Source organism: Blastocatellia bacterium, assembly GCA_035573895.1.
Classification (GTDB): Bacteria; Acidobacteriota; Blastocatellia; order HR10; family HR10; genus DATLZR01.
Map to the genome: position 1 here is coordinate 1 of DATLZR010000160.1, position 26748 is coordinate 26748.

The window sequence follows — 26748 nt, forward strand, 5'->3', positions numbered from 1 at the left end:
GAGCATCATCTGGTGGGCGGGCATGGCATTGAGGTCTACGTGTTCGCCGATAGTGATGGTCGGGTGAGCCGTGAGTGGCTTCGGCGGCTGATTGAGGGGCTCGATGAGGAGGGGGTAGGAGCGACGACGGGCTTTCGGTGGTATCGCGTGGGAGAGAGTTTCTGGTCGCTTCTGCGGTCGTTGTGGAATGCTCTCAGTCTGACGGCGTTTGGACCTCATCGGAGGAACTTTGCTTGGGGTGGGTCAAGGGCGATTCGCCGGAGGGTGGCCGAGGCTATCGGACTCCGCGAGGCATGGCAGGGTGCCGTTTCAGACGATTACACCCTGACGGAAGCTGTCAGAGCATCGGGCTACTGGATCAAGTTTGTGCCCTCCTGTCTGGTGGTGAGTTCGGGGACATGTTCTTTTCGTGAGTTGATCGAGTTCACCAACCGACAGATCGCCATCACCAGGGTCTATGCGCCGAGGTTGTGGTGGATGGTGTTGCTGACGCACCTTCTATTCACGGTAGTTTTCCTGTCGGGGGTTTGGGGTGTTGTAGAACGGGTTGTGAGGGGGGGAAGTTTAAGCTGGCCGCTTATGGCGGTTGCGTTGATTTACCTTCCGGGTGTGATCAAGGGGGTCATTCGGGAGCGTGCTGTTGGTCTGATGCGGCCGGAACTGGTGGAGGAGTTGAGGCGGTTTCGCTGGGCGTACTGGTTGCTTCATCCTCTGGTGAGTTTGCTTTATGTTGTCAACGGGGTGGCATCGGCGGTCCGTCGAGAGATCACCTGGCGTGGGATTCGGTATCGCTTGGTTTCACGGAGGAGGACGGAGGTGATTGGGGGATGGGAAGAAGGGGGGAGAGCGCAAGGAGGGGAGGCGGCGGCAGGCTCGACACTGGCGGGGTTGGGGTGATATGGTTGGTCGCATGGGGGGGTGTGAGGACAATGAGGATGGTCTCGGGGAAATACTCTGGAGGGACCAAACGGCTCGTTCTGGTGGCCGGCACATCCCTTCTGGCTGTCCTGCCGTTGGTCATCCAGTGGGACGCGTCCTCTCCTCAAGACTCAAGCCTTCCCCGGTTGGCTCAGGTAAGCCCATTCCTCTATCGCTCTGGTCAACCATCGGAGGAAGGGTTCAAGAAGCTCGCCGCAATGGGCATTCGCACGGTCATTGATTTACGGGGGGCAGGAAAGCGGGCGCGGAAAGAGAGGGCGCTGGTCGAATCGCTGGGAATGCGCTATGAAAATGTTCCGCTCAGTAATCTCAGGCGTCCGACCGACGATCAGATCAGACGCATCTTTGAGGTCATCGCTGATCCAAAAGCTCGCCCGGTACTCGTTCACTGTCGTCGAGGGGAAGATCGCACCGGAGTTGTGGTCGCCCTCTATCGGATTCTCTATGAGGGCTGGGAAGCCGAGCACGCCTATCGGGAAATGCGGAGATTTGGGTTCAAGTGGTATCTCTGGGGCATGAAAGGCTACGTCTTTGATTTTGCCCGCCGCCTTCACGCCGCGCCGATACAAGGCGTGCCCTTTCGCGCTGCGAAACTTCCCGGTGGAGACTGAGTGATCCTTGGAGAAGTTCGCGGATGGGGCTTCTCCGGGAAAGAGTATCGGGTAGCGACGCGTTTCTCCTGACTTTCGTTTTCCTGTTGCTTTTCGGAGTCCGCCTCACTAACATTGCGCATGCCAGGGCGGAAAGGAAGCTACCGGTGAGCATACGGCAGAGCGGAAAACGAATTATCGCTCTCCTGCTGGTCGCTGTTCCAATAACGGTTGCGTTACAGACCGAGGCTCTGAATGTATCGAAGACGCAGCGTCCGGTGTACGGATGGGGCTTCACGAATCACCCTGATGGTGGGGGAGGGCCGGACGACTGGCAACGAGGGAAAGAAAAGGCACGAAAGCAACGAATTCTCTTCGTCCTTCGGTATGGTCTCAATCTGGGTGCGCTGTGGTTGATTTTCATTACTGGACTCTCGGCGCGACTCATGGATGTAACTGGAAGACTCACGTCTCGGCGCGGTGGACAACGGGTAGTTTATCTGGTGATTTTCTTTTCGCTCATAATGCTTCTGAACCTGCCGCTCGATCTTTATGCCAGCTACGGGATAGGTCGCGAGTACGGGCTCATCACGCAAACGCTCAGTCAGTGGCTGAGGGATTATGCGGTTGCGCAAGCGATCGCCCTGGTCATTTTCATCGGTGTGGTACTGGGTCTGTATCGGCTGTTCGGTCGGCGGCGGTGGTGGGCCTGGGCGACGCTGGTCTCCATTCCGGTGATCGTGTTTCTCATCTATATTGCTCCGGTTGTGCTTGCGCCATTATTCAATCGGTTCACACCGCTGCCGGAGAGTCCACTGAAGGGCGAGCTTCTCGCGTTCGCGCGGTCCGAGGGCGTCCCTGCTGAGGATGTGTTCGTGATGGACGCGAGCCGTCAGAGCCGGGCGGTGAATGCCTACGTTATCGGGATCGGTCCCACCAAACGCATCGTTCTTTACGACACGTTGCTTGAGAGGTTCACCCTTCAGGAGATCATGTTCGTTCTGGCGCATGAGATTGGCCATTATCGCTTTCACCACGTCTGGAAGTTTATCGCCGCCGGCGTCCTCGCGGTGCTTTGGGGCTGTCTCCTGGTGGAATTACTGGGTCGTCGTCTTCTCCGTCGCGCGACCGCGCGCGTTAGAGTGACCGACCTGGCGGACAGCGCGAGTCTGCCGCTCGTAGGCTTCGTCTTTCTGGTTGCCTGTGGAGTGGCTTTTCCCATCCTCAACACGTACTCTCGGCACCTGGAGCGGGAAGCGGATCGCTTTGCCATCAGCCGGATCCGCAATCCGGTCGCGGCCATCACCGCTTTCGAGAAGCTCGGTCGGCTCAACGTGAGCGAATATGAGGCGTCACCACTTGTGGAGATCATCTTCTATGATCATCCCACGCTGGCCAGGCGAATTCGCTTCGTCCGGGAATTTTCCGGCGGAGAATGAGCCTTTGTCGGGGACGGGAGCGATTTGTCGAGAGATGTTATGCAGCACATGTGTCGTATCCGGACGCGCGTAATTAATCCCGAGGTCGCCGTCGTTGAGGTGAGCGGGCGGCTCGATCCCGGATTTGAACGCGATGGCATCTACCGGGCCGTTGAGAAGCTTCTCGCTGAGGGATGGAGGACTATCCTGCTCGAATTGAGCCGGGTGACGCTTATCACCTCGCTTGGTGTCGGGAGTCTAATCAATGTTCTCCGCCTCGTCACGAGCCAGGATGGGGCGTTGAAGCTCGTGAATCCGTCGCTGAGTGTGCGGAAGATTCTGTCGGTGTCGAACCTGGACAGCATCTTTGAGGTGTATGTGACCGAGGATGAAGCGCTCGGGAGCTCCGTCAAGTCGCCGGATCCGGCGAAGTCAAAACCATCGCGACGGAAAAGAGAGACCCAGTAGGACGAGCTTATGGCTGACGGACTTCGCATGATCGTGATGGTCCCTCATCCGCCGAGGATTATCGAAGAGGTCGGCGACCGTCACAACGTCCAGTCAGCGACACTCTCGGTGCAGGCACTCAATCGTCTGGCGCTCCGCATCTGCGAGGCCGCCCCTGAAACGGTCATCATCCTGACTCCCCACGCCCCGATCTCCCGGGAGGCTTTCGGGGTGCATGTCGGCGATGTCCTCCGAGGGTCCTTTGCTCATTACGGCTGCTTCTCCCTCCGTTTCGAGTTCGAAAGTGATCTGCTTCTGGTTGACGAGATCATCAGCGAGGCTTTTGATCGGGGAATTAAGACCTTTGAAATCCCTGATGGTACTCCGCTGGACCATGGCATGCTGGTGCCGCTCTATTTCCTCACCCGTGCCGGCTGGCGAGGAAAAGTGGTGGGTATCGGGTGTTCTCTCTTGCCGCATGAGGTTCACGTGACGTTCGGTCAGGGGATTGATCGGGCGGTGGCGGCGCTCGGACGGCGGGCGGTCTTCATCGCCAGCGGACATCTCAGCCACCGTGTGAGCGAGATGTCACCGGCAGGATTCGATCCTCGCGCGCGTCAGTTCGACGAACGCATCGTTGAGGCACTGCGTTCCGGGGAATTCGTGGCCATCTGCCAGATCGAAAATGATCTGCGCATTCGCGCCAGCGAATGTGGCTATCGTCCGTTGCTCGTGGCTCTGGGAGCGGTGGGGCTGCGAGGGATCAATCATGAGGTGCTCTGCTACGAGTCCCCCTTTGGAGTCGGATACCTCGTCGCCGTTCTCGCCGATCTTACGGCTGGAGAACGGCATTCTGAGACGCCACCCGTCTCCACCGCGGCAGAGCGGGCTGCATCGTCGCTGGACGATCAACTTTGACGAGACCATAAGCGGCTGAGGTGCTCTTGACAGATCCCGTCCGAGCGAGTAGACGTTTGGCCATGATGATGAAGGGATCATTCGGACGGATTGTCGGTGCTACGCTGATGGTTCTCTCGATGGGCCTGACGGCGGCTCCGTCGGGCGCTGGTAGTCAGCACCCCATGGAGGTTCCCCCCGACGAGTCGGAGATCGGAGACCTCGACACCAACGATAACGGGGCCATCGTCTTCATTGCGCCCGAAGGAATCTATCGCCATCCGGGCAGTGGGAAGCCCCGATTGATTATTCGCGTGGGAGATAAGATCGGCGCCCGCCGGGGGACATTCAAACGGTTTCATCGCGTCGTGCTCAGCAATGGGGGACGATTGGTTTTCACCGCTGATATCGAGGACGGCGATGGCGAGAGTGGATTGTTTACTTTCCGCGAAGGTGAAGGTGTGCGCCCTCTCGTTCTGCAGGGGTTCTTTCTCGCTGAAATCAATGGCCGGATAGCGGGATTTGGCAAGATTGGCTTCGTGAGTCCTTTTGCCGTTTTCCATGCCACGGTCGAGGGGAGCGAAAGAGGCCGCTCAGGTCTGTTCTATGTTCATGTCGGGACGGGAGTCGTCCGCGTCCTCGTTTTCGAGGGGCAGAATGTCGGCGGCGGAGAGGGGGTCTTTGCTTCCTTTGGGGACTTCGTGGTGAATTCCTTCTCTCCGTTGTCGGTGGTTGTCACTTTTCAAGCCGGCATTCGTGACGGTCGCCATCAGCAGGGCATTTTTGCTATGAGCTTGCTGCCGGTACTGTCGGAATTTGCCCGGATCATTATTCTCGATGGGCAGGACGCTCCGGGACGGCGAACGGGCCGGTTCACCGAGTTTGTATCGCTGGCACGCTCGCCGAACGAACTGGTCTTCGCGGCCAAGCTCGACGGCGGCGATGTCGGATGGGGAATCTTCCAGATGCTTTTCCCCGGTCTTCTGCCTGGCGTTGACATCAAGGCGCTGGCTGGCGGCTCAGCGCCGTTAGGGGGCGAGTTCAGCGAGTTCGGCGAACTCTCGATCAATAACAACGAGCTGCTGGTTTTTCGCGCCCGCTTGACCGGAGGAGATTCTCCAGAAGGGCTTTACTCGGTCACGCTCGGTCCCGTCTTGACGATTATTCTCCCGGTGGCGCGCGTCGGGCAGACCGTACCGGGAACCAGGGGAGGTCGAATCGCCAGCATCGGCGATTTTGTCCTCAACAATGATACTCAAACGATTTTTCAAGCCCGCCTGGTGGGGTCGGATCAGATCAGAGAGGGGATCTTTCTCGGTCAGGCCAAGCGGCTTTTCACTATCGGCATCAGCCGGTAATCGAGACAGTGAGGTGCGCCACCTCTGATGGCTGATTGGCAATACTCATGGTCTCACGGTTGGGACACTCAGAAAGGTGATGGCGCGGGTGGGCCGGGCGTGGGCTTCGGCAACCACCGATTGATCTGCCCTCGGTCTGCGGGCAAACGATTTTTCCCCTCTCGTCTGTACGAAAGCTGTGAGGGTGTGGTTTAATATCCACTCCTATGGTGGGACAACTTCAGCAGCGAAGGAGGGAGCCGGTGAGACGACGGGCTACTCGAACTGCCTGCGTGCTGATTCTTTTTCTGATCGGCACGCTCCCGCTGTCATCTCGAGGAAGCAGCACGGATGAACAAACCGTGTTGAAGGATTTCGCCGAGGCTCTGGCCATTGTTGACGAGCACTATGTTGACAAGATCGAGTACGATTCTCTGGTGAAATCAGCAATCCAGGGAATGCTTCATACGCTTGATCCTCACTCGAATTTCTTCGACAAGCGGGAGTACGCTCGGTTTCGCATTGAGCAGACGAGCCAGTATTACGGTATCGGGGCGACGATCGGACCGCGCAACGGGAAGGTTTACATCCTGGCTCCCTTCGAGAATACGCCGGCCCACCGGGCGGGACTTTGTTATGGAGATCAAATTGTCGCCATTAACGGGGAATCAACCGAGGGCTGGCCGTCCTCTCAGGTGTCGGAACGACTACGGGGGCCGCGAGGAACGACCGTCGAGGTGCAAATCTTGCGGGCCGGGGAGACGCGACCCCGCACTATTCGGCTCGTGCGGGACGCGGTGCCGCTTCCCACAATCGAGAATGCCTATCCGATTCGACCCGGTGTCGGCTATATCTCGCTGCTCCGAGGGTTCAATACCACCACCGACGATGAGCTGCAACAGGCTCTCACGATGCTGGAATCCAAAGGGGTCACCCAGTTGATTCTCGATCTCCGGCGCAATCCGGGGGGCTTTCTCGAACAGGCCATTCGCGTCGCGGACCGGTTCCTCTACGCCGGTCAGCTCATCGTGACGCAAAAAAGCCGACTGGGACGCCGCAATGCCGAGCGCCCCTACTATGCTCAGAACACCAATCCCAATTTGATGCCCCTTGTCATACTGGTGAACCAGGCGACGGCTTCGGCTTCGGAGATCGTGACGGCAGCCATTCAGGAACACGATCGTGGCCTGGTCGTCGGCGAACCTACATTCGGAAAGGCGTTGGTGCAAACGATCCTGCCGTTGCCTTTCGGGACGGGCCTGACTCTGAGCACGGCGAAATACCTCACGCCGAGCGGGCGGTTCATCCAGCGCAGCTACTCGAACGAGAGCTACTACAGCTACTATGCTCTTCATCGGGGTAATGACGCGTCGAGTCAACCCCGAATGCCAACGGGACCAGCCTATCGCACTGATGCCGGGCGTGAGGTCTATGGCGGAGGGGGTGTCACGCCGGATATCATTGTTCCGTCTACCGTGTTAACGCGCGAGCAGTCGGAGATGATCGGTGCGATTTTTGCCTTCACGCGCGAGCTGGTTTCCGGGACGCTCCGAGGTTTCGAGCGGTATCGCGTCCAGGGGATCACGTTCAATCATGTCCTCGGGCCGGAGGAATATCGTGTCACGGATGATGTCCTGGCGGCCTTCAAGCAGTATGTGCTCGAGCACAAGGAGGAATTCCGCCTCCCGGCCAGAGTCATTGATCAGAATCGAGAATTCTTGCGCACCTACATTCGCTATGAGATCGTGACGGCAGCCTACGGTCTGGCCACAGCCGCCCAGGTTCTCAACGAAACGGATCTCCAAGTCCTCAAGGCGCTCGAGGCCCTTCCGAAGGCAGCGGAAATGGCCGCCAGTTATAAGCAGCGCATCGGGAAAAAAGCCGAACAGAAATCGGCGGCCTCAAGGCGGGTGATCGTGCCGATCGTCGTGCAGGGGAATTATCCTTTTTGGTCCGTCGGACGGGACATCCCCGCCTGACGCTCGCACTTTTTGAAGCTACGACTATCCGATTCGGAAGCGAACGGTATCCCCCTCAGCACACGGGATGGAGGATTCACTGTCGGGAGGTGACTCACAGAAACGATAATTGACCGATTCAGCCCCGTCATCGGCCTTACGAATTCGCTGATCGAAGAGAGTCCCATTGTTCGCCGACTCTCCGCATGCCCGTTGCTCAGCAGGGACATTGGCTCCCCCCTGATGTGCCCTTCCTTCCGCGTTTTCCCGGCAAAGGACCGTGAGGGGCTCGCTTGACAAGTGCGCGGGCTTGCTCTAAGGTGATCACGGTTTTTTGAGATCGCATCAGTGTGGGGAAGCAATGGCAGCGGGTTCCATCGGTCGGGAACCGGTGACGGTGTTGGTGGTCGAGGATAGTCCGGCTGATGCGCGGCAGATTACGGCTCTGCTCGGGGAGATCGCTGCGCTTGTCGTCCAATCGGCGGATCGGCTCGCATCGGCTCTTGAACGATTGAGCGCCGGGGGCATTGACCTCGTGATACTGGATCTGTCGCTTCCCGACAGTCAGGGCCTGGAGACATTCTTCTCCGTGCGCGCTCAGGCTCCGACGGTGCCGGTGATCATTCTCGCCGATTTTGAAACCGAGGTGCTCGCTGTCGAGGCATTGCGCAAAGGCGCTCAGGGCTATTTGCTCAAAGCTCATCTGACACGGACCATTGTGGAGCGAGCCGTCCGGTATGCCCTGGAGAATCCCCCGACTGTTGTGGATCAATCCCGCCCCACCGCCGCTTTGAAAGCGGCTGAATCGCGCTATCATAGCGTGCTTCAGCACAGCCCCTACGGATTTCTCATCCTCGACAGTCGAGGGGCCGTTCGGTACGTTAACCCCGTCGCTCGCGAGTTGCTTCGGGATAGCCTGCGAGCTTTTGTGGAAAAGATGACGAGCTTTCCCCTGGCGGAGGGGCGATGGGAGAGCTTTCCCGTAACCGATGTCGAAGGGACAATTGTTCATCTCAGCGCCCGTGTCTTTCGTACCGCCTGGGAGCGCGAGAGTGCTTTCCTCATCCTGATCCACGAGACTTTTCACGGCGGCCCGGTCATCGCACCGTCTCCTTCCGCTGACGAGTCCGCCGCGATAGCTGAACCAGCCCCTCTGGAGAACTCCGGGCGAGCCGAGGAGTTTCAGGAACCGCCCAAAGCCGCTGCTGCAGCGGCCGGAGTAGCGATCGAAAAGGAGCCTGAGAAGCAACAACAACGCGAGCTATCGCCGGAGCTCTCACCGGCACATACATCGCGTCATGTCGTCCTCATCGTCGAGAGCGATCACCAATTGGCCGACCGCTTGCGGACGCTCGTGCAGGCTATCGGCGGTGAGACTCTCGACATCCTCCATGAGACTCATCTGGGGCCGAGTCTCACGCGGGTGACCAGCGGCCCCGTTGACGTGGCTTTGCTCGACCTCGTCCTCCCCGATAGTCAAGGGCTGGCTACGTTTCTGCGGTGGCGGGCCCTGGCGGCGCATATTCCCACCATCGTCCTGGTGACCCATGAGAACGAATTGTTAGGTGTCCAGACCGTTGAGGAAGGGGCGCATGACTACCAGGTGGTCGAATACCTCGATGGCGTTCAGCTCGCACGAGTGCTCGCTCAGGCACTCGGACAGAGCGAGGCGGCTGAGTGGCAACAGCGCGCTCGCGCCTGGATGGAGGCGGAGACCCGACCGGTGCCCGTTACCTCACCGCCGCCGGTGATCTCTCATGTCGGTGAGACCGCTCCCGTAGAGGAATCTGCAGCTGAGCCGGAGAGAACTGTCCAGGTTGCAGCAGATCAACGTCCCTCGTCCGTTCCCGCGGGCCGGGAGCCTCTACAGCCCGTTGGAAGCGCCGAGGGCGGAGATCTCCAGATGCTCCAGCAGCAACTCGATGCGATGAAAGCTCGCGCGGCGACCCTGGAACAGGTACTGGCCGGGTTGATGATCATGATGACGCAGGCCGTTGGAGCCCGCGCCACCCCTTCTGAGGAAAAACCCACGGCCCTCTCTCCGACCGCGGAAGAAATCGGCATCCCTGCAGCGGAGAGCCCGTGGCGTCTCGACGATGAGTTTCTCGTCAATATCTCTCACGAATTGCGAGCGGCCCTCTCCCTGATCCGTGGATTCGTTGATCTCATCAGCCGGGGGAAGGTAAAGAACCAGGCGGTGCAGCTTGAATTTCTCTCATCCGTTGCGACGCAGGTTGACCGGTTGACATCGCTTGTGGATCATCTGCTTGATCTCTCGCACATCGAGGCCGGGCGGTTGGTTCTCGAATGGCAGGATGTTGACCTTCACGCCGTGGTCACGGAGACAATTCAATCGCTGCTGACTCAAGCGCAGCAGAAGGAGATCTCCCTGACCCACGATGTGCCGGAAGGAGCATTTATCGTTCGAGGCGACCGACGCCGGCTCCATCAAGTCCTCGGGCATATCGTAGGGAATGCCATTAAATTCTCCGATCCGGGCCGCCCGGTTTACATTACAGCCGAGCAAAATGATGACTGGGTAACGGTCAAAGTCGCGGATCAGGGGCCGGGCATCGCTCCTGATGTCCTGCCGCGGGTGTTTGATAAGTTCTACCGAGCGAGCGTCCCCGGCAGGAGTGAAGAGAGCGGCAACGGGCTGGGACTCTACCTCGCACGGCGTTTGGTGGAAGCGCACGGGGGGAAAATTGCGGTCGAAACTGAACTGGGGAAGGGAAGCGTCTTCTCGGTGGCACTCCCATTGCCGTCAGGGCAACAGCGCCCATCGGTTGCCCACGATGACGAGCGCGCCCGGCCTGCCCCGATACACGAGGGGCCCGATACGTCGCGCCCTTCGATGGAGCCGGAGCAAACAACACTCTCTGAAGCGGGAGAGGTGATCCCGGTAGGGGTGTCCGGAAGTCATAATCACGCGATTTCCTCGGCAGAGGAGCCTTCCCAAGACCCGACCACGACATTGCCGCAGGCCAATCCCCGGACAAACGATGATTCCCGGCTGTCGGTGGATTCATGGACAATTGTCTGGTTGACCGCCGGTGGCTGCGACGGCTGTACGCTCGCCCTGCTAGGCGCGAGTGAGCCCAGCCTGGAAGACCTCCTGCTTGGTGCCGTTCCCAATCTTCCCGCTGTTCACCTGATCCATCCTGCGCTCGTCGTTCCCTCAGAGGATGCACTGGACACAGGAGAAAATTACGCGGCTCTTTTGAAGGAAGTAGCAGGCGGTGTCAGACCGTTCATCCTGATCGTCGAAGGATCGGTGTTTGACGAAGCCCGAGCCAACGGCGGCTATTTTTCTCGTCTGGGGGAGATGGAGAGAGCGACGATCAGCGATTGGATCGAACAGTTGGCGCCGAGGGCGCATGCGGTCGTCGCCGTTGGAAGCTGCGCCAGTTGGGGAGGTGTTTTTGGAGCCAATGGCTCGCCCACTGGCGCCATCGGTTTAGAAGCGCTCCTTGGGCGCGATTTCGTGAGTCGGTCGGGGTTACCCATCATCAATATCCCCGGGTGTGCTCCATCCGGCGAGACGGTGATCGAAACGCTCATCTGCCTGCTGCTCCATCTGGCGGGACTCGTTCCTCTGGAACTTGATGATGAACATCGTCCGCGCTGGTTATACCATCAAGTGGCATCGGTGACGGCTCCTCGCCTGGCGTGGAATTCGGAGGAGATCGGGGACGGTTCCTCCCGTCCCGATATTACGGTCGGCTGTCCCGTTCCCCATCAGGGATGGATGCGCGGACTCGGCGGATGCGCGTCGGTTGGCGGAGCCTGTATCGGATGCACCGCCCGGCACTTTGCCGACCATTTTCTTCCCCTGGTGAGATTCGCTCAGCGGGCCCATTCCTCCGTGGCCTCGTGACGCGCGATAGCTCAAATGAGTGGCGCGATGAAAAGAGAAGCAAACGGCGCGATAGAATTCGTCTGGTCACCCGTCAGTCGTGTGGCGGGTCCCCTGGTCGTGCGCTGTCGGGTTGATCCCAGTCGCCGTCGCGTCGTGGAGGCCTCGGCCGAAGCTCCGATGTTTCGCGGTGTGGAGCTGATTTTGGAGGGGAGGGCGGCGGAAGACAGCGTACACCTGGCCAGTCGCGTCTGCGGCGTCTGCGGAAGCGCTCATACGCTGGCGTCGGCGATGGCGCTGGAGATGGCTTGTGGGGTACCCGCACCGCCGCTGGCTGTGCTGGCACGTAATCTCGGCTTGGGAGCCGAGATGATCTCCGAGTATGCGCTTCATCTGTTCGCGCTCGCGGGGCCGGATTACTCGGAAAGTGTCATCCGGCGAACGACACCTTCGTTGTGGCAACGGGCGGAGAAAGCTGACGCTCCTCATGCCGAGTGGCATGGCTTGTATCGCATGGCCGATATTTTCCGGGAGCTGGAACCGCTCAAGGGAGCGCTTTACCGCGACGCCTTGCAGATGTCGCGGGCGGCGCGGGAAGCTGCCGTTCTCATCTTCGGGAAAAATCCTCATCCCTCGACGATCTTCCCGGCGGGTCTGGGAGTGGATGCCGGTCCCGCGCTGTTCAATCACGTCTTCGGACGCATGATGCGGCTCATTGACTATGCCAAGAAAGTCGTGGCCGTATGGGATGATGTGGCGGACTTTTTCCTCCGCGAGCACCCCGACTACGGAGCGGTCGGCGAGCGACCGGTGAATCTTCTGTCGCTGGGGCTCTGGGACGATCCTGAGGCTTATGATGCCAAGATGGGTCATTCGGCGGAATGGGGCGAGAGGCGATTGATGACGCCGGGTGTGGTTCTGGACGGACGGCTGCGCACCACGCGGCTGCCGGCCATCAATCTGGAGATCGAAGAGTTCGTTGACCACTCATACTACCGACCGTGGACCGGGAGTCGCTTTCGCTGCGATCCGCAGGGCGTGCCTTTGTCACCGGCTCATCCCTGGAATAAGAAAACCATTCCGGCTCCATCCGTGCGGCAGTGGCAGCACAAATACAGTTGGTGCACATCTCCCCGGTGGAATCGGGTGGCGATGGAAGGTGGACCCGTGGCCCGGTTGTGGATCACGGCGCTGGCGGGCAAAGTGGCCAACGAATATATCCATTCATCCGGCGGAAGCGTACAGATTGACATGCCGCGCGGCCACCTGCCGGCAGTCACGCTCACTTGGCGGATCCCTCGGCGCCTCAACGCCCTGGAGCGGCTGCGTGCGCGAGCCTATCATATCGCCTACGCCGCAATGGCTGCTTACGCCGCCCTCGTCAGAGCCTTCGACGCTGTTCGGCATGGTCGGAACGTCCTCGCACAGCCCTACACAATTCCACCGGAGGCTCTCAGCGTGGGGTTCGCCGAGGCGGGTCGGGGGCCTCTGCTTCACTATCTGGAGATCATCGGCGGAAAGATCGCGACCTACCAGATCCTCACGGCATCAACCTGGATCGTCTCACCGCGCGATTTGTGGGCAACGGCGGGGCCTCTCGAAGAGGCCCTGATGCACACTCCTCTTGTTGAAGAGACCGAACGGAACGACGCTTTGACGGGGATTGATCTGTTGCGGACGATACGAAGTTTTGATCCTTGTTTATCCTGTGCCGTGCATTAAGAAGGAGCTCGGTGAAAGGGGTGACATCGCCGGAGAGACGGTTCCGGCTGGAACGAGAGCAAAAAGTTCGTGCGACAGTGACTCATGGATGAACCGACGACCAAAGATCTGAAGATTTCTGTGCCGCCGGGCGGACGGAAAGGGACGCGGCCCGATATGTTCGCTAATCTTCAGGCGGCCTACGCCGAGCTGACGGAGACTCAAGTCGAGCTGGAACGGCGTGCCGCGGAGATCAACGAGATGCGCGATCTCTTCGAGCGCGTCATCGAGTCCATGAGCGAAGCCCTGTTTTTGCTCGATAGCAGTGGTCGCATTGTGCGGGTCAATCGGGCAGCGGGCCGCTTGCTGGGAATGGATCCGGAGGAGCTAACCGGCAAACCCTTTGCCGATGTGTGCGGGACGACCGATGTGCCGACAACCCCGAAGGAATTGCTGGACCGCGCGCCCGGGGGAACGCTCACGCACTATGAGACGACCATCCGCAGCCTGACCGGACAGGCGATCCCCGTTAACCTCTCCTGCGTGCTGTCCCGCGACCGACGCGGCAAAATCACCGGCGTGCTCATCAATGCCCGCGACATCAGCGAGATCTACCAGGCTCAACAGGCCGAGCGCGAACTGATGCGCCTCAAAGAGGAATTCGTCGCCAGTATCTCGCATGAGCTGCGTACCCCTCTGGCCTCCATCAAGGGATTCGCTGAGCTGCTCCGCAAGGGGAAAGCGGACGATCCCGCCCTCCAGCAGGAATTTCTCACCCGAATGATCCACGAAGTGGACCGACTGATGGCCCTCGTCAATGATCTGCTCGATATGTCGCGGATGGAATCGGGACGGCTGGAGCTGACTCTCGTGGAGGTTGACCTGGCCGACGTCATCACCGAAACGTTCAAGACGCTGGGCACGCTGGCCGAGCAAAAGGGAATCACCCTGCGCTCGACACTGCCCGACCAACCTCTCGTCGTCCGCGCTGATCGGCTCCGATTGGAACAGGTCCTCATCAACCTCGTGGGAAATGCCATCAAATTTACTGACGGGCCGAAGCCCGTCCTGGTCACCGCCGAGTCCGAGACGGATCGCGTGGTGGTCAAAGTCATTGATCAGGGGCCGGGAATTCCCGAGGAGGAAATTCCTCGCCTGTTTGACAAGTTCTATCAGGTGACCAGTTCGGCCAAACGGGCAGCCAAAGGAACGGGCCTGGGCCTCTATATCTCCCGCCTCATCGTCGAGGCCCATGGGGGGCATATCGGTGTGATCACTGAATTGGGGAAGGGGAGTACGTTTTATTTCACCCTCCCCCGACGGTGAGAGGAGAAGCTACGCGCGCAATGATCCGTGCGAGCAGAAGGAAATGCCAACCGAACGGGTGCACAGCAGAAGGCCGATCGCCGGACCCGGCCATTGCGCGATCCGGTGACGGTTTCCTGAGCGGAAAGAGAGGAGATAAAGATGCGTGCCAAAATTCTCGTTGTGGATGACGAACCGAGTTTGCTGCGATTGACCGGCTACTCGCTGCAGATCGAGGGCTATGAGGTCATCACTGCACAAACGGCCGGAGAAGCCCTATCCAAGGTCCGCAGCGAACGTCCTGACCTGATTGTTTTGGATGTGATGCTCCCGGATATGAGCGGGCTCGAAGCCTGTCGGCTGTTGCGGGCGGATGCGGAGACCGCGGACCTGCCGATCATTATGCTCAGCGCTCGTGCCCAGGTGACCGATCGCGTGCGGGGACTCAAAGCTGGAGCCGATGAATATCTGACCAAGCCTTTCGATAGCGAAGAACTTATCGCTCGAATCGAGACATTGCTCGAGCGGACCCGGCGATTCCGCCGCGCTCCCGCGCCTCAGCAGGGCCGGGTCATTGGCTTCATGGGAGCCAAAGGAGGCGTGGGAACGACCACGGTCGCGCTCCAGGTGGCCCTCGCCCTTGCCGCGGCCAAGAAGCGAACCATCGCCGTCGAGTGGGCGAGTTACGGGGGCACGTTTTCGACTCAGTTGGCTATGACGCCCACCGACACCCTGGCCGATCTGCTCGATCGTGAGCCGACGCGAATTACCGAACAGGATGTGAGCAGCCGGCTCGCGCAACATCCGAGTGGATTGCAGGTCCTGTTCGGTGCTCAGCGGGCGACAGACTATCGTGAGATCAAGCCGGAGACCGCCGAAACCATTATGAAAGCTCTGGCCATGCTCGCTGATCACCTCATTGCCGATGTCCGATGTTACCCCTCATCGGCCAGTCGCGCCATCATACGCTCGTGCGACTCTCTTGTTCTTGTGATGGAGCCGGATCCGACCTGCCTGAAAGCTGCCCAGGCCATGAGTGATCTTCTCAGCACCTGGGGCGTGCGGCCGGATACGCTCGGCATTGTCATCGTCAATCGCGCGGGCCTCTTCGTCCCCACTCTCCTCAACGACATCGTGCCCGAAATTCGCGCGCGCCTGGGCCTGGCTGTCCTCGGAATCATTCCTCCAGCACTCGATCTCTGCCTTTCTGCACTGAAAGTTGATCCACGCGCCGCAGCCACGTACGCGGAACCGGCCTTCGCGACCACCCTAAGCGAATTGGCCGCTCGACTCTCAGGGAATCAAAGACCCACGGCAACACCCGTCCCGGCCGGCGCTAGGTCCTAAAATCCCGGAATCCCCTGATGAGGCCGAGGACAGGCCGAGTCCCCTCTCAGAAGAGACTCGCCTGCCCATTCCCGATGCCAGCAGCCTCCCGCCCGATGCGACGTTCCTTGTGGTGCCTTTATGAGGATGGTCTCTCTTGTCCTAGTACGTTTTTGAGTTCCTCTCGCAGCCGCTCAATCTCCCGAATCTTTTCGTAAATTCGATCGAACAACGATGCCTGCGCCTTGATCCCCTCGCTGATCAGGAAGGCAGCACTTTCGGAGCGACTGCGGAAAATACCGGCTTCCACAAGATCGTCAATGCGCTTGAGGGCATCCTTGTTCACGCGCACCATGATCGGGAACTCGCGGCCTTCGAGGGCCTTCTCAATGGCTTTTGTTATGGATTCCGGAATCTTCTGGGCAAATTCTTTGACAGAGCTAGCCAGCTCTTCAAGCGGGTCGGCCCGCTTCTCGGATGGCTCAACCTTCTTCTCGATCTTTGCCGCTTCAGACTTACTTTCAATTGTGATTTCAGATTCTTCGTTTGCCATAAGCAAGTACCTCCGAAATGTGTAATTGCGTTGCAGGGTATAGTCTAATATGGCGATTGAGAGAGTCAAGGTGGATTCGCTTTGCTTTTAATCCGGCGAAGGGATAAGATTGGCCTGTCATGCTATGCTGTGGAGCGTCAATCTCATGGTTGCAGGTGCTCTGGATGCTGAGCTACGAACACAGAGTACTGGTGTCGCAGCTTTTGACGCGCAGGCGGTGACGCTCTCACAAAGTGCGACATTTAAATTTGAGGGGGTGGACTTATGAATACGCAAATTCGTGACGTTGTCATTGTCAGTGCGGCGCGGACACCGGTTGGGTCGTTTCTCGGCTCGCTGAGCGGGCTGAGTGCGCCTCAGCTTGGTGCTGCTGCCATCAGCGAAGCGGTTAAGCGAGCGGGACTTTCACCCGCCGATGTCAACGAGGTCATCATGGGTCATGTTCTGTCGGCGGGAGTCGGGCAAGCACCGGCACGGCAGGCGGCGATCTTTGCCGGATTACCCACATCGGTCGAGTGCCTGACGATCAACAAGGTGTGCGGCTCAGGTCTCAAAGCCGTGATGCTGGCGGCTCAAGCCATCGCCCTTGGCGATGCCGACATCATTGTCGCCGGGGGCATGGAGAGCATGAGTCAAGCGCCTTATCTGCTCGACCGAGCGCGAATGGGCTATCGGCTCGGTCACGGACAGATCCTCGACAGCATGATCAAAGATGGGTTGTGGGATGTCTATAACGATTTCCACATGGGGAATGCGGGCGAGCTGTGCGCGCGGAACCTGAAGATTTCCCGGGAGGAACAGGACGAGTACGCTGCTGAGAGCTACCGGCGAGCGCTGCGCGCGCAAGCCGAAGGTCTATTTTCCGAGGAGATCGTCCCGGTGGACGTTCCGCAAGCCAAAGGAGCACCCGTTCAGGTAGTGGAAGACGAGGAGCCCAAGCGCGTCAATTTCGAGAAGATGAAGACGCTCAAACCGGCCTTTGATCGAGAGGGGACGATCACTCCGGCCAATGCGTCCAAGATCAACGACGGGGCAGCGGCAGTCGTGGTCATGGCTCGTGAAGAGGCCGAACACCGCAAGATCACACCGCTTGGGCGAATTGTCGCAGCCGTGGCGGCGGCTCGTGCGCCCGAGGAATTTCCCGTGGCTCCGGTGGATGCCATTCAGAAGGTGCTCAGACGAGCCAATCTGACGGTTGATGCGATTGATCTGTTCGAGATCAATGAGGCGTTCGCCGTCGTCGCGCTGGCCTCGATCAAGCAGCTCGGTCTTGACCCGGCGAGGGTGAACGTCAACGGGGGAGCCGTGGCCTTGGGACATCCGATTGGAGCCAGTGGTGCGCGGCTGCTCACGACATTGCTCTACGAGATGAAGCGGCGTCGCGCCCGACGGGGACTGGTCACGCTCTGCATCGGCGGGGGCGAAGCGGTCGCCATGATTGTCGAGAGTATCCTGTGATCCGAAGACATGGTTCCCACCGAAGTGGTAGCGATTTCGAGCGACGCTCCTGAGCCGGAGGCGATCCAACGGGCGGCTCGTATCCTGCGCCAGGGGGGACTGGTGGCGTTCCCGACCGAGACCGTCTATGGGCTCGGCGCCGATGCCCTGCTTCCATCTGCCGTGGAGCGAATTTTTGCCGTCAAAGGACGGCCCGCCGATAATCCGCTGATTGTCCATATTGCGCGGCCTGCCGACCTCAACGAGATCGCCCGTGAGATTCCCGGTTGCGCCGCGCGGTTGATCGAAGCCTTTTGGCCGGGACCGTTGACGCTGGTGCTTCCCAAAAGCGCGCGCGTCCCGCTGATAACCACCGGAGGTCTTGAAACGGTGGCGGTGCGAATGCCGGATCATCCGGTGGCGCTCAGGCTCATCGAGGCTCTGGGCGATCCCGTTGCGGCACCGAGCGCCAACCTGTCGGGACGGCCGAGTCCGACAGCAGCCGAGCACGTTCTGGATGATCTCGGCGGTCGCATCGAGATGATTCTCGATGCCGGGCCGACCTCGGTGGGAGTCGAATCAACGGTTTTGGATCTAACGACGTCGCCTCCGGTGATTTTGCGTCCGGGCGGTGTCACGCTGGAGCAACTGGAGCGAGTGATCGGCGATGTACGGATGACGGCGGAGGCCGAGCGTCTCCGCCATTCGCCCGGCACGCGCTATCGCCACTACAGTCCACGAGCCCGTGTACTTCTCATTGAAGCGTGGGACGAAGAGGTCCACCCGAAACGCCTGGAGGCTGCGCTCGGGGATGTAACGACTGTGGGTTACATCGGCAGCGACCGAGATGTCGTCGGGCCGGGTCGCATTGTTCATCGCATCCTCCTGTCTCCGGAGGCTGAGGCCTACGCGCGGCGCATCTTCGCCGCATTGCGCGAGCTGGACCGGCGCGGTGTGGAGGTCATCGTTGTCGAAGGGATCCCCGATGTTGGCCTCGGTCGCGCGGTCATGGACCGGCTGCGGCGAGCCGCTGAGGAGATCCTTTAGTCAACCTCCGCGCGGCCTCGGTCGTCACGGCCAGGGTGGACCTGTCGCCTCGGCGATGGAGCTTTTATGAGCCGAGCACCTGGCGAGCGACGTCAAAGAAGGCAGCGATCTCCCGGGGCTGTGTGAAGACGTGCGTTGAGAGCCGAATTCGAGGCGCTCCCCCGCCCACTCGAATTTTCCGGTCTGCCAGTGCGGCTCGCAGCTTTTCTGAATCGGCCGGGGCGAACTCCGCCGTTGTCATGCCGCCCCAGAGGCGAGAATCATCGGGCGTGAGGACTTTTGTTCGCGGCATCCGCGCGAAGCCCTCTCGAACCATGCGCGCGAGTTGGCGCTGGCGGGCCATGATGCGCTCCGGTCCAATCGCTTCGAAGAATCGAAGAGCGGCCAGCAGCCCCTTGAGCAGGGAGAGATTGCTCGTTCCCAGATTGCTGAAGCGATAGGCCTTGAGCGCCTTATTGTTCCACTCGCCGCTGGCGATATTGACCCACAGGCGATCCTGGACCTCCTCTCGCACATAGAGCACGCCGGTGCCCTTGGGGGCGAGCAACCACTTGTGCGGACTCGTACTGTAGAAGTCGCAGCCGATCTCCCGAAGATTAAGCGGTATCTGTCCAATGGCGTGTGCCCCATCCACGGCCGAGAGGATTCCTCGCTGACGGGCGAGGGCGCAGATCTCTTTAGCCGGTAGAATGAGACCGGTCGTGGTCGTGATGTGGCTGAAGAAGACGATGCGGACATCGGGCGTGAGGGCTTTGTCGAATAATTCGATAATCTGTTCGGCAGAGGCTGGAGGAAGAGGAATCGAGACGTACTTCACGCGGATTCCGTGACGGGCTTCGCGCTGCAGCCAGCAACAGAGACCGCCCGGGTGCTCCTGATCGGTCGTGAGGACAGCCTCACCGGGCTTGAGATCGAGACCGTTGCCGACTGTATTGTTGGCTTCAGTGGCATTGCGCACGAGGGCGATTTCATCACGGGAAACACCGAGCCACCGGGCCAGAGCCTCGCGGACCTCGCGGATATGCTCGTTCTCGGCATATCCCCACCAGGGATAGTCGGATTCGTTAAAGGCTTCCGACGCGAAAAGGTGCTCGACCACGGCCCGGATGACCGGCAGGGGACATACCCCCACGGATCCGCAGTTGAGGTTGATATGATTGGGATCGAGGAGAAACTGACGGCGCAACTCCGCCCAATACCATTCCGGATCGCGGTCATACAGTTGCGGTGACGGAAGCGGCGGAACATCGCCGCGAAGTAGCGCGCTCACGAGCGACCGGGGTAGGCCGAGCAGAGCGGCAGCGGCGACTGTGTTACGAACAAGCTCTCGTCTGTTCATCGGCACCTCCTCCGACTGACGCGGGCTTTCAAGCCCGCGTGGCAAGCACGTACCGTCGGCCTTCGCGCATGCATTGTATTTGCAGACGGGAACGTCTGCACTCCATTGGCGGAGAGCAAAGCTACACCTGTCGGGCGAAAAAGGCAAAGACCGGAGACGCCGGATGGCTGGTCCCTCGAGCGGGTCAATCGGCGATCTCCGCTTTCGGGCGAGGCGAAAATACGGCATCGAGCGTATTGACCTGGATGCTCTCCGGACATACCCTCTCGGTGTATCATAACCTGGCATAGCACGGGTAATCCTATTTGGGTAAGGAGGGGGCAGGAAGACAATGGGAGTTCCGAAGGTTGTCTTCACGTTGAAGGAAGTGGCGGAATACCTCAACGTCCATCCCGATTCGGTTCGCCGCTATGCCAAGCGGGGGGAACTTCCCGCGTTCAAGATCGGCACGGACTGGCGGTTCAACAAAGAATCAATTGATCAGTGGCGAAAGGCTCAGGAGGAGAAGAACCGCCTGCAGGCGCGGCAGCGGAATCAATCGAAGGCGTCCGCGCGAGGGAAGAAGAATGACAAGTAAAAACGAGATGTAAGGGGGGCAGCCGGTGGTCGGGGACAGAGGAGTCACGCGCATCCCCGCGCACTCATGATCAATCCAAACAACTGGGACAGACAGCGATGAATCGGCGATCACAGGCCATCGGATTTATTTTCCTCATTGCTGTTGTGGTCTCCGTGGCTCTCTATTTTGTTCGTAAAATTGCGGTGAACCAGCTTCAGGGGGAATTGAGGAAGTCAGCGGAGGTGGCTGCCGAGCAACTCAAGGATCGCGTGGAGACGTTCATCAGCGAGCGGATCATTGCGCTGCAGGGGGTGGGGACTTTCTTCGAAAATAGCACCGAAGTAACCGAGGCGGAATTCTCCGCTTTCGCTCGCTCGACAATTGAGGACGTTCCGGGTTTTCAGGCCATTGAGTACGTGACCCCGGATGGGGTGGTGGCGATGGTTCATCCCCTGGAGCAGAATCGTCGGGATTATCGGCGCGATCTCTCGCAATCGGCGACCGAACGGGCCCTGCTCGACAAAGCGCGAGACACTGAGAGCATCGTGTTGGCCGATCCCGGTCCTCTGATTCAAGGCGGTCTCGGCTTCATGGTCTATGTGCCCGTCTTTAAGAAAGACAGATACGAGGGGTGCGTGCGAGGGGTGTTTCGCGTGTCGGATCTGCTCCGATATTTCCTGACGCGGGATGTGGAGGATCGGTTCAGTCTGGAGATTCGGGACAGCGCGGGGAATTCCATCTATGCCAGCGAGAGTGGAACGGCTCCGCAGACTCCCTTCAGCGTCGTGCGTGCGCTCAGCGTGGCGGACAAAAAATGGCAGGTGGAAATTCGCAGTAAGGAGCAGACTTTTTCGGGGCGGCTGCGGATTTACGATTTCACCATTTACACGTTCGGCATCCTGTTTGTGACGGCGGTGGGCTCGCTCGTTCTCTTTCTCTCGCGGCAAAGCGATATGCTTCAACGGGAGGTGGAACGGCGCACGCGGAGCCTGGAGGAGCAGACGCGGGCGCTCGACGAGGCCCGGCGACAATTGGCCGCGTCAGAGGAGCGGTATCGCCAGCTCGTGCATGGCTTGGATGCTATCGTCTGGGAGCGTGATCCGGAGACGCTCCGGTACACCTTTGTGAGCCAGCGAGCTGAGGACATGCTCGGCTACCCCCTCCAGCAATGGGTGGCCGATCCCCGATTCTGGCAACGAATCGTCCACCCGGAGGATCGCCAATGGGCCGCGGAGTTCTACCATCTGGCCGTCCTGGAGAAGCGCGATCTGGAATTTGAGTACCGCATGATGGCTGTGGACGGTCGTCTCATCTGGGTGCGGGAAAGCGTGCAGGTCGTCACTGACGACGGGCGAGTAAGTAGCTTGCGCGGCTTCATGGTGAACATCACTGAGCGGAAACGGGCGGAAGAGGCCCTCCGCCAGGCGGAGGAAAAATATCGCTCGATCTTCGAGAATGCTATTGAGGGAATCTTTCAGACGACTCCTGACGGTCACTACCTCAGCGCCAACCCGGCGCTCGCTCGCATGTACGGCTATGCATCCCCCGAGGAGTTGATGTCGAGCGTCACCGATATCGGCCGGAGCATTTATGTCAACCCCGAGCGACGCGAGGAATTCAAACGGCTCATCGAAGAGCAGGGCGTCGTTCATGGCTTTGAGTACGAGGTCTATCGCCGGGACGGAACGACTCTCTGGCTCTCGGAAAGTGCCCGCGCCGTCCGCGATGAATCCGGGAAGGTGCTCTACTACGAAGGCAGTGTCGTGGATATCACCGAGCGCAAGCGTGCTGAAGAGGCCCTGCGACAGAGCGAGGAAAAATACCGAACGATTCTGGAAAACATTGAGGATGGATACTACGAGACCGATCTGGCGGGAAATCTCATCTTCTTCAACGATGCGCTGACCAAGCTTCACGGATATTCCAGGGAGGAGCTACTGGGCCTCAACTACAAGGAATATGTCGAGCCGTCCGACATCAAGAAAGTTTTCGAGACCTTCAATCGCGTCTACCGCACGGGAGAATCGGTCAAAGGATTCGATTACGTGGTTCGGCGAAAGGATGGATCCAGACGTCATGTGGAGGTCTCGGTCTCGCTCATCCGGGACGCCCGAGGTCAGCCGGTGGGATTCCGGGGCATCATTCGTGACATTACCGAGCGAAAGCGAGCGGAGGAAGAACTCAAGCGGTATGCCGAAGAACTGGCCCGGAGCAACGCCGAGTTGCAGCAATTCGCCTACGTCGCGTCCCACGATTTACAAGAGCCGCTGCGGATGGTTGCCAGTTACACGCAACTGCTCGCCCGGCGGTACAAGGGGAAGCTTGGCCCCGATGCCGACGAATTCATTGCTTTTGCCGTTGATGGGGCATCCCGGATGCAAGCGCTGATCAATGATCTGCTGGCCTATTCGCGCGTGGGGACTCACGGTCGCCCGTTCGAACCGACCGATGTGAATCAGGTGGTGCGTCAGGCCATGAAGAACCTTCAGCTGGCGATTGAGGAGAGTGGAGCCACCATCTCCTGCGATACCTTACCGACAGTCCTGGCCGACGGTCAGCAGCTCACGCAGGTCTTTCAAAATCTCCTGGGCAACGCCCTGAAGTTCCGGGCGAAGGATCGAGCGCCGGTCATCCACATTGGCGTCGAGCCGAGAAACGGAGAGTGGCTCTTCTCAGTTCGGGATAATGGGATCGGGCTCGATCCTCAGTTCTCGGAGAAGATTTTTCAGATGTTTCAACGGCTCCACACCAAAGGGGAGTATCCCGGCACGGGCATCGGCCTGGCGATCTGCAAGAAGATTGTTGAACGCCACGGGGGGCGTATCTGGGTCGAATCTCAGCCCGGTGAAGGAGCCACGTTTTATTTCACCATCCCCGATGGAAGGCGGGAGCTATGACAGCCCAGGCATTAGCCGTTAACGTCGCTCGATTCTTCGACCTCTCCGATCTGTTGCTCGGTGTGGTGAGCGATGACGGTCGCTTGCTACACCTCAATTCGGCGTGGCAGCGGACGCTCGGCTTCAGCCCGGAGGCGCTCTGTGGTCGCAACCTGAGCGAGTTGATCCATCCGGATGATTCCGAGACGGTCGCGGCGTCTCTTCACCGCCTGGGTGAGGGAGAGGTCGTGAAGTTTGAAAGTCGCTGCCGCTGCCAGGACGGGTCCTACAAATGGGTGGCCTGGAAGATCACGCCCTCGGTGGAGGAAAAGCTGTGGTATGCTGTTGGGGAAGATCGTTCGGAAGTGAGACGGTGGAAGGAGGCGGCAGAAGCGAGAGCGCAGGAGCTGCAGCAGTTCGCCTATGTGGCCTCGCATGATCTGAAGGAGCCGCTGCGGATGGTTTCCAGCTATGTTCAGTTGTTGGCCCGTCGCTATCGCGGCAAGCTCGATGCCGATGCCGATGAATTCATCGCCTTCGCCGTTGATGGAGCCAATCGCATGCAGTCCATGATCACCGATCTGTTGACTTACTCGCGGGTGACGACGCAGGGCAAGCCCTTTGAACCGACCGATATGAATGCCGTGGTGGATCGTGTGACGGCGAATCTTCAACTGGCGATCGAGGAATTCGGAGCATTGGTGACACGGGATGATTTGCCGACGGTGACGGCGGATAGCGCTCAGATGATCCAGCTCCTGCAGCACCTGGTGGGCAATGCCATCAAGTTTCGTCGGACTGAGGAGCGGCCGGAAATTCACATTTCCGCCGCGCGACAGGGTCGAGAGTGGGTTTTCTCGGTCAGCGATAACGGCATGGGCATCGAGCCTAAGGATTACGATCGTGTCTTTCAGATCTTTCAGAAGCTCCATGGCCGAGGCGAGTACCCCGGAAACGGGATTGGCCTGGCCATCTGTCGCAAAATAGTTGAACGTCACGGGGGGCGCATCTGGGTGGATTCCCAGCTCGGGCGCGGCTCCACGTTCTTCTTTACACTGCCTGCGGAGAGGGAGGAATAAGCCTTATGGACATGAGACCTGTCGAGATTCTGCTTGTCGAGGACAATCCCGGAGATGTGCGCCTGGCGGTGGAGGCGCTCAAGGAGGGAAAGGTCCATAATAATCTCCATGTGGTGGGCGATGGTGTGGAGGCAATGATGTTCCTGCGCCGGGAGGGAAAGTACGCGCTGTCGCCTCGGCCCGATCTCATCCTGCTCGACCTGAACCTTCCGAAAAAGGACGGGCGTGAGGTGCTGGCTGAGATCAAAGCCGATGAAAAATTGCGACGAATCCCCGTCGTGGTGCTGACGACGTCCAAGGCGGAGCAGGACATCCTGCGGACCTATGACCTTCACGCCAATTGTTACATCACCAAGCCGGTGGACTTGGAGCAGTTCATCGCCGTGGTCAAATCGGTGGAAGATTTCTGGCTCACGATCGTCAAGCTCCCGCCGGAATAGTGCCATGATGGCTGGCGAGATGACATCAGGAATCACGCGGGTCCTGCTCATCGAAGATAATCCGGGCGATGCGAGGCTCTTGCGGGCGACGCTGGCCGAAGTCAGCTCGGCTCAGTTTGAGCTGGTGCGGGCCGAGCAATTGAGCGAAGCGCTCGACCGGCTGAGCCGGGAGGGCTTCGATGTCGTGCTGCTCGATCTGTCGCTGCCCGATAGTCATGGTTTGGACACCTTCATTCGCACGCATACGCGCGCGCCGGGCGTGCCTATTGTCGTGCTGACCGGTCTGGACGACGAAGAGCTGGCGATCAAGGCCGTTCAGAAGGGAGCGCAGGATTACCTCGTCAAAGGGCAGCTCGACAGTAATCTGCTCGTGCGCTCGCTCCGCTACGCGATTGAGCGGGATCGGCTGTTGCGGGCCTTGCGCGAGAGTGAGGAGCGGTATGCGCTGGCCGCGCGGGGAGCTAACGATGGGCTGTGGGATTGGAACCTCCGCTCCAACGAGGTCTATTACTCGCCTCGGTGGAAATCCATGCTGGGGTTCGATGAGGGAGAAATTGGGACGAGCCCCGACGAGTGGTTCTCCCGCATTCACGAGGACGACCGCGAGGCTGTCCGAACGGCCCTCAACGCTCACCTTCAGGGCCAGACGGCTCACTTTGAGAGCGAGCACCGAATGATTCACAAGGATGGAAGCACGCGCTGGATGCTGTGCCGGGGCCAGGCTGTGCGCGACGGCAGCGGCCAGGCGTCGCGCATCGCCGGGACGCTCACGGACATCACCGAGCGGAAAGAGGCGGAGGAACGAATTCGTGCTTCTCTCCGGGAGAAGGAGGTGCTCCTCAAAGAGATTCATCATCGGGTGAAGAATAACCTCCAGATCATCTCCAGCCTGCTCAAACTTCAATCCCGCAACATCACCGATCCCCAGACCCTCGACATGTTCCGTGAGAGCCAGAATCGCATCAAATCCATGGCCCTCATTCACGAAAAGCTCTATCAGTCGAAGGATCTGGCGGTCATTGACTTTGCCGAGTACATCAAGAACCTGGCCGTTCATCTTTTCCGCTCTTATGCCGTCAATTCCGAAGCTGTTCGGCTTCGCATTGATGTGGAAAACGTGCATCTGGGTATTGACACGGCCATCCCCTGTGGCCTGATCATCAATGAGCTGGTCTCCAATTCGTTGAAGTACGCATTTCCTCCGGGAACGACCGGCGAGATTCGCATCGTCCTCCGTCCCATCGGAGAGAATCGGTATCTGTTGATCGTCGCCGATACGGGGGTCGGCATTCCTCCCGATTTTGATATTCGTCGGGCTACATCGCTGGGCTTGCGGCTTGTTTCGACGCTTAATGACCAGATCGGCGGGACGCTGGAAGTTCGAAACAGCGGGGGAACGGAGTTTCGCATCACCTTCTCCGAACTGAGGTCGAAGGAAAGGAGTTAGAGTTATGGCCAACGCGAGCATCATGGTCGTCGAAGACGAAAACATCGTGGCGATGGACATCGAAAACAGTCTCATCAGCCTCGGCTATCAGGTGGTCGGCGTCGCCTCGACGGGCGAAGATGCCATTGATATGGCGGGCGAAACTCGTCCCGATCTTGTCCTGATGGATATTATGCTGCGGGGAGAGATTGACGGCG

The 26748-nt window shown here is 59.4% G+C and carries 21 protein-coding genes; 19 read left to right on the forward strand and 2 right to left on the reverse strand.

The genetic code is table 11. The annotated features are described in order from the left end of the window. The 11 genes from VNM72_13750 to VNM72_13800 form a co-directional block, all read left to right on the forward strand. The coding region (locus VNM72_13750; protein HXF06461.1) for a glycosyltransferase family 2 protein at window positions 1–897 on the forward strand (897 nt) is incomplete at its 5' end. A 38-nt stretch (window positions 898–935) separates the two neighbouring features. Then, window positions 936–1550, forward strand: coding sequence for a protein tyrosine phosphatase family protein (locus tag VNM72_13755; GenBank protein HXF06462.1), 615 nt, complete (start codon window positions 936–938; stop codon window positions 1548–1550). 146 nt (window positions 1551–1696) lie between these two features. Then, a complete protein-coding gene (locus VNM72_13760; protein ID HXF06463.1) occupies window positions 1697–2968 on the forward strand; it encodes a M48 family metallopeptidase in 1272 nt (423 codons plus the stop codon). Between the two features lie 48 nt (window positions 2969–3016). Continuing rightward, complete coding sequence (locus VNM72_13765) at window positions 3017–3415, forward strand: STAS domain-containing protein (protein ID HXF06464.1); 399 nt, start codon at window positions 3017–3019, stop codon at window positions 3413–3415. A 9-nt stretch (window positions 3416–3424) separates the two neighbouring features. Beyond that, window positions 3425–4312, forward strand: a complete 888-nt coding sequence (locus VNM72_13770; protein HXF06465.1) for a class III extradiol dioxygenase subunit B-like domain-containing protein — start codon at window positions 3425–3427, stop codon at window positions 4310–4312. 62 nt (window positions 4313–4374) lie between these two features. Continuing rightward, window positions 4375–5649, forward strand: a complete 1275-nt coding sequence (locus VNM72_13775; protein HXF06466.1) for a choice-of-anchor tandem repeat NxxGxxAF-containing protein — start codon at window positions 4375–4377, stop codon at window positions 5647–5649. Window positions 5650–5891: 242 nt separating this feature from the next. Continuing rightward, window positions 5892–7607: a S41 family peptidase gene (locus VNM72_13780; protein HXF06467.1), complete on the forward strand. Its 1716-nt coding sequence runs from the start codon at window positions 5892–5894 to the stop codon at window positions 7605–7607. Window positions 7608–7920: 313 nt separating this feature from the next. Then, a complete protein-coding gene (locus VNM72_13785; GenBank protein HXF06468.1) occupies window positions 7921–11463 on the forward strand; it encodes an ATP-binding protein in 3543 nt (1180 codons plus the stop codon). A 27-nt stretch (window positions 11464–11490) separates the two neighbouring features. Beyond that, complete coding sequence (locus VNM72_13790; GenBank protein ID HXF06469.1) at window positions 11491–13164, forward strand: nickel-dependent hydrogenase large subunit; 1674 nt, start codon at window positions 11491–11493, stop codon at window positions 13162–13164. Window positions 13165–13248: 84 nt separating this feature from the next. After that, window positions 13249–14469 carry an ATP-binding protein gene (locus tag VNM72_13795; GenBank protein ID HXF06470.1) on the forward strand — a complete coding sequence of 407 codons (1221 nt, stop codon included), beginning with the start codon at window positions 13249–13251 and terminating at the stop codon, window positions 14467–14469. A gap of 141 nt (window positions 14470–14610) precedes the next feature. Next, complete coding sequence (locus VNM72_13800; GenBank protein ID HXF06471.1) at window positions 14611–15795, forward strand: response regulator; 1185 nt, start codon at window positions 14611–14613, stop codon at window positions 15793–15795. A gap of 118 nt (window positions 15796–15913) precedes the next feature. Here the strand turns inward: VNM72_13800 and VNM72_13805 are convergent, their stop codons facing one another. Continuing rightward, window positions 15914–16327, reverse strand: a complete 414-nt coding sequence (locus VNM72_13805; protein HXF06472.1) for a hypothetical protein — start codon at window positions 16325–16327, stop codon at window positions 15914–15916. A 264-nt stretch (window positions 16328–16591) separates the two neighbouring features. On the opposite strand from VNM72_13805, the gene VNM72_13810 reads away from it, so the two are divergent. Next, entirely contained in the window at window positions 16592–17785 is a 1194-nt protein-coding gene (locus VNM72_13810) for an acetyl-CoA C-acetyltransferase (protein HXF06473.1), read from the forward strand. A gap of 9 nt (window positions 17786–17794) precedes the next feature. After that, the gene (locus tag VNM72_13815) at window positions 17795–18811 is read left to right on the forward strand and encodes an L-threonylcarbamoyladenylate synthase (GenBank protein ID HXF06474.1); all 1017 of its coding nucleotides are present in this window, start codon (window positions 17795–17797) and stop codon (window positions 18809–18811) included. 64 nt (window positions 18812–18875) lie between these two features. Here the strand turns inward: VNM72_13815 and VNM72_13820 are convergent, their stop codons facing one another. Continuing rightward, window positions 18876–20150 carry an aminotransferase class V-fold PLP-dependent enzyme gene (locus VNM72_13820; protein ID HXF06475.1) on the reverse strand — a complete coding sequence of 425 codons (1275 nt, stop codon included), beginning with the start codon at window positions 20148–20150 and terminating at the stop codon, window positions 18876–18878. Between the two features lie 331 nt (window positions 20151–20481). Here VNM72_13820 and VNM72_13825 point away from each other — a divergent pair, with 331 nt between their 5' ends. The 6 genes from VNM72_13825 to VNM72_13850 all read left to right on the forward strand — a co-directional run. Next, a complete protein-coding gene (locus VNM72_13825; GenBank protein ID HXF06476.1) occupies window positions 20482–20727 on the forward strand; it encodes a helix-turn-helix domain-containing protein in 246 nt (81 codons plus the stop codon). 98 nt (window positions 20728–20825) lie between these two features. Continuing rightward, the gene (locus VNM72_13830) at window positions 20826–23606 is read left to right on the forward strand and encodes a PAS domain S-box protein (protein ID HXF06477.1); all 2781 of its coding nucleotides are present in this window, start codon (window positions 20826–20828) and stop codon (window positions 23604–23606) included. Next, on the forward strand, window positions 23603–24664 hold the full coding sequence (locus VNM72_13835) for an ATP-binding protein (GenBank protein ID HXF06478.1): 1062 nt from the start codon (window positions 23603–23605) through the stop codon (window positions 24662–24664). The genes VNM72_13830 and VNM72_13835 overlap by 4 nt, the downstream gene beginning before the upstream one ends. A gap of 5 nt (window positions 24665–24669) precedes the next feature. Continuing rightward, window positions 24670–25104 (forward strand): response regulator, encoded by a 435-nt coding sequence (locus VNM72_13840; protein ID HXF06479.1) that lies wholly within the window; start codon window positions 24670–24672, stop codon window positions 25102–25104. Between the two features lie 19 nt (window positions 25105–25123). Further along, a complete protein-coding gene (locus VNM72_13845) occupies window positions 25124–26551 on the forward strand; it encodes a histidine kinase dimerization/phosphoacceptor domain -containing protein (protein ID HXF06480.1) in 1428 nt (475 codons plus the stop codon). Window positions 26552–26555: 4 nt separating this feature from the next. Then, the coding region (locus VNM72_13850; GenBank protein ID HXF06481.1) for a response regulator at window positions 26556–26748 on the forward strand (193 nt) is incomplete at its 3' end.

Coding starts and splice junctions, on each gene's coding strand:
- VNM72_13790 (HXF06469.1), top strand. CDS start 11,491: ATGAAAAGAGAAGCAAACGGCGCGATAGAATTCGTCTGGTCACCCGTC.
- VNM72_13830 (HXF06477.1), top strand. CDS start 20,826: ATGAATCGGCGATCACAGGCCATCGGATTTATTTTCCTCATTGCTGTT.
- VNM72_13820 (HXF06475.1), bottom strand. CDS start 20,150: ATGAACAGACGAGAGCTTGTTCGTAACACAGTCGCCGCTGCCGCTCTG.
- VNM72_13845 (HXF06480.1), top strand. CDS start 25,124: ATGACATCAGGAATCACGCGGGTCCTGCTCATCGAAGATAATCCGGGC.
- VNM72_13795 (HXF06470.1), top strand. CDS start 13,249: ATGGATGAACCGACGACCAAAGATCTGAAGATTTCTGTGCCGCCGGGC.
- VNM72_13815 (HXF06474.1), top strand. CDS start 17,795: ATGGTTCCCACCGAAGTGGTAGCGATTTCGAGCGACGCTCCTGAGCCG.
- VNM72_13775 (HXF06466.1), top strand. CDS start 4,375: ATGATGATGAAGGGATCATTCGGACGGATTGTCGGTGCTACGCTGATG.
- VNM72_13800 (HXF06471.1), top strand. CDS start 14,611: ATGCGTGCCAAAATTCTCGTTGTGGATGACGAACCGAGTTTGCTGCGA.
- VNM72_13810 (HXF06473.1), top strand. CDS start 16,592: ATGAATACGCAAATTCGTGACGTTGTCATTGTCAGTGCGGCGCGGACA.
- VNM72_13755 (HXF06462.1), top strand. CDS start 936: ATGGTCTCGGGGAAATACTCTGGAGGGACCAAACGGCTCGTTCTGGTG.
- VNM72_13825 (HXF06476.1), top strand. CDS start 20,482: ATGGGAGTTCCGAAGGTTGTCTTCACGTTGAAGGAAGTGGCGGAATAC.
- VNM72_13765 (HXF06464.1), top strand. CDS start 3,017: ATGTGTCGTATCCGGACGCGCGTAATTAATCCCGAGGTCGCCGTCGTT.
- VNM72_13805 (HXF06472.1), bottom strand. CDS start 16,327: ATGGCAAACGAAGAATCTGAAATCACAATTGAAAGTAAGTCTGAAGCG.
- VNM72_13840 (HXF06479.1), top strand. CDS start 24,670: ATGGACATGAGACCTGTCGAGATTCTGCTTGTCGAGGACAATCCCGGA.
- VNM72_13770 (HXF06465.1), top strand. CDS start 3,425: ATGGCTGACGGACTTCGCATGATCGTGATGGTCCCTCATCCGCCGAGG.
- VNM72_13835 (HXF06478.1), top strand. CDS start 23,603: ATGACAGCCCAGGCATTAGCCGTTAACGTCGCTCGATTCTTCGACCTC.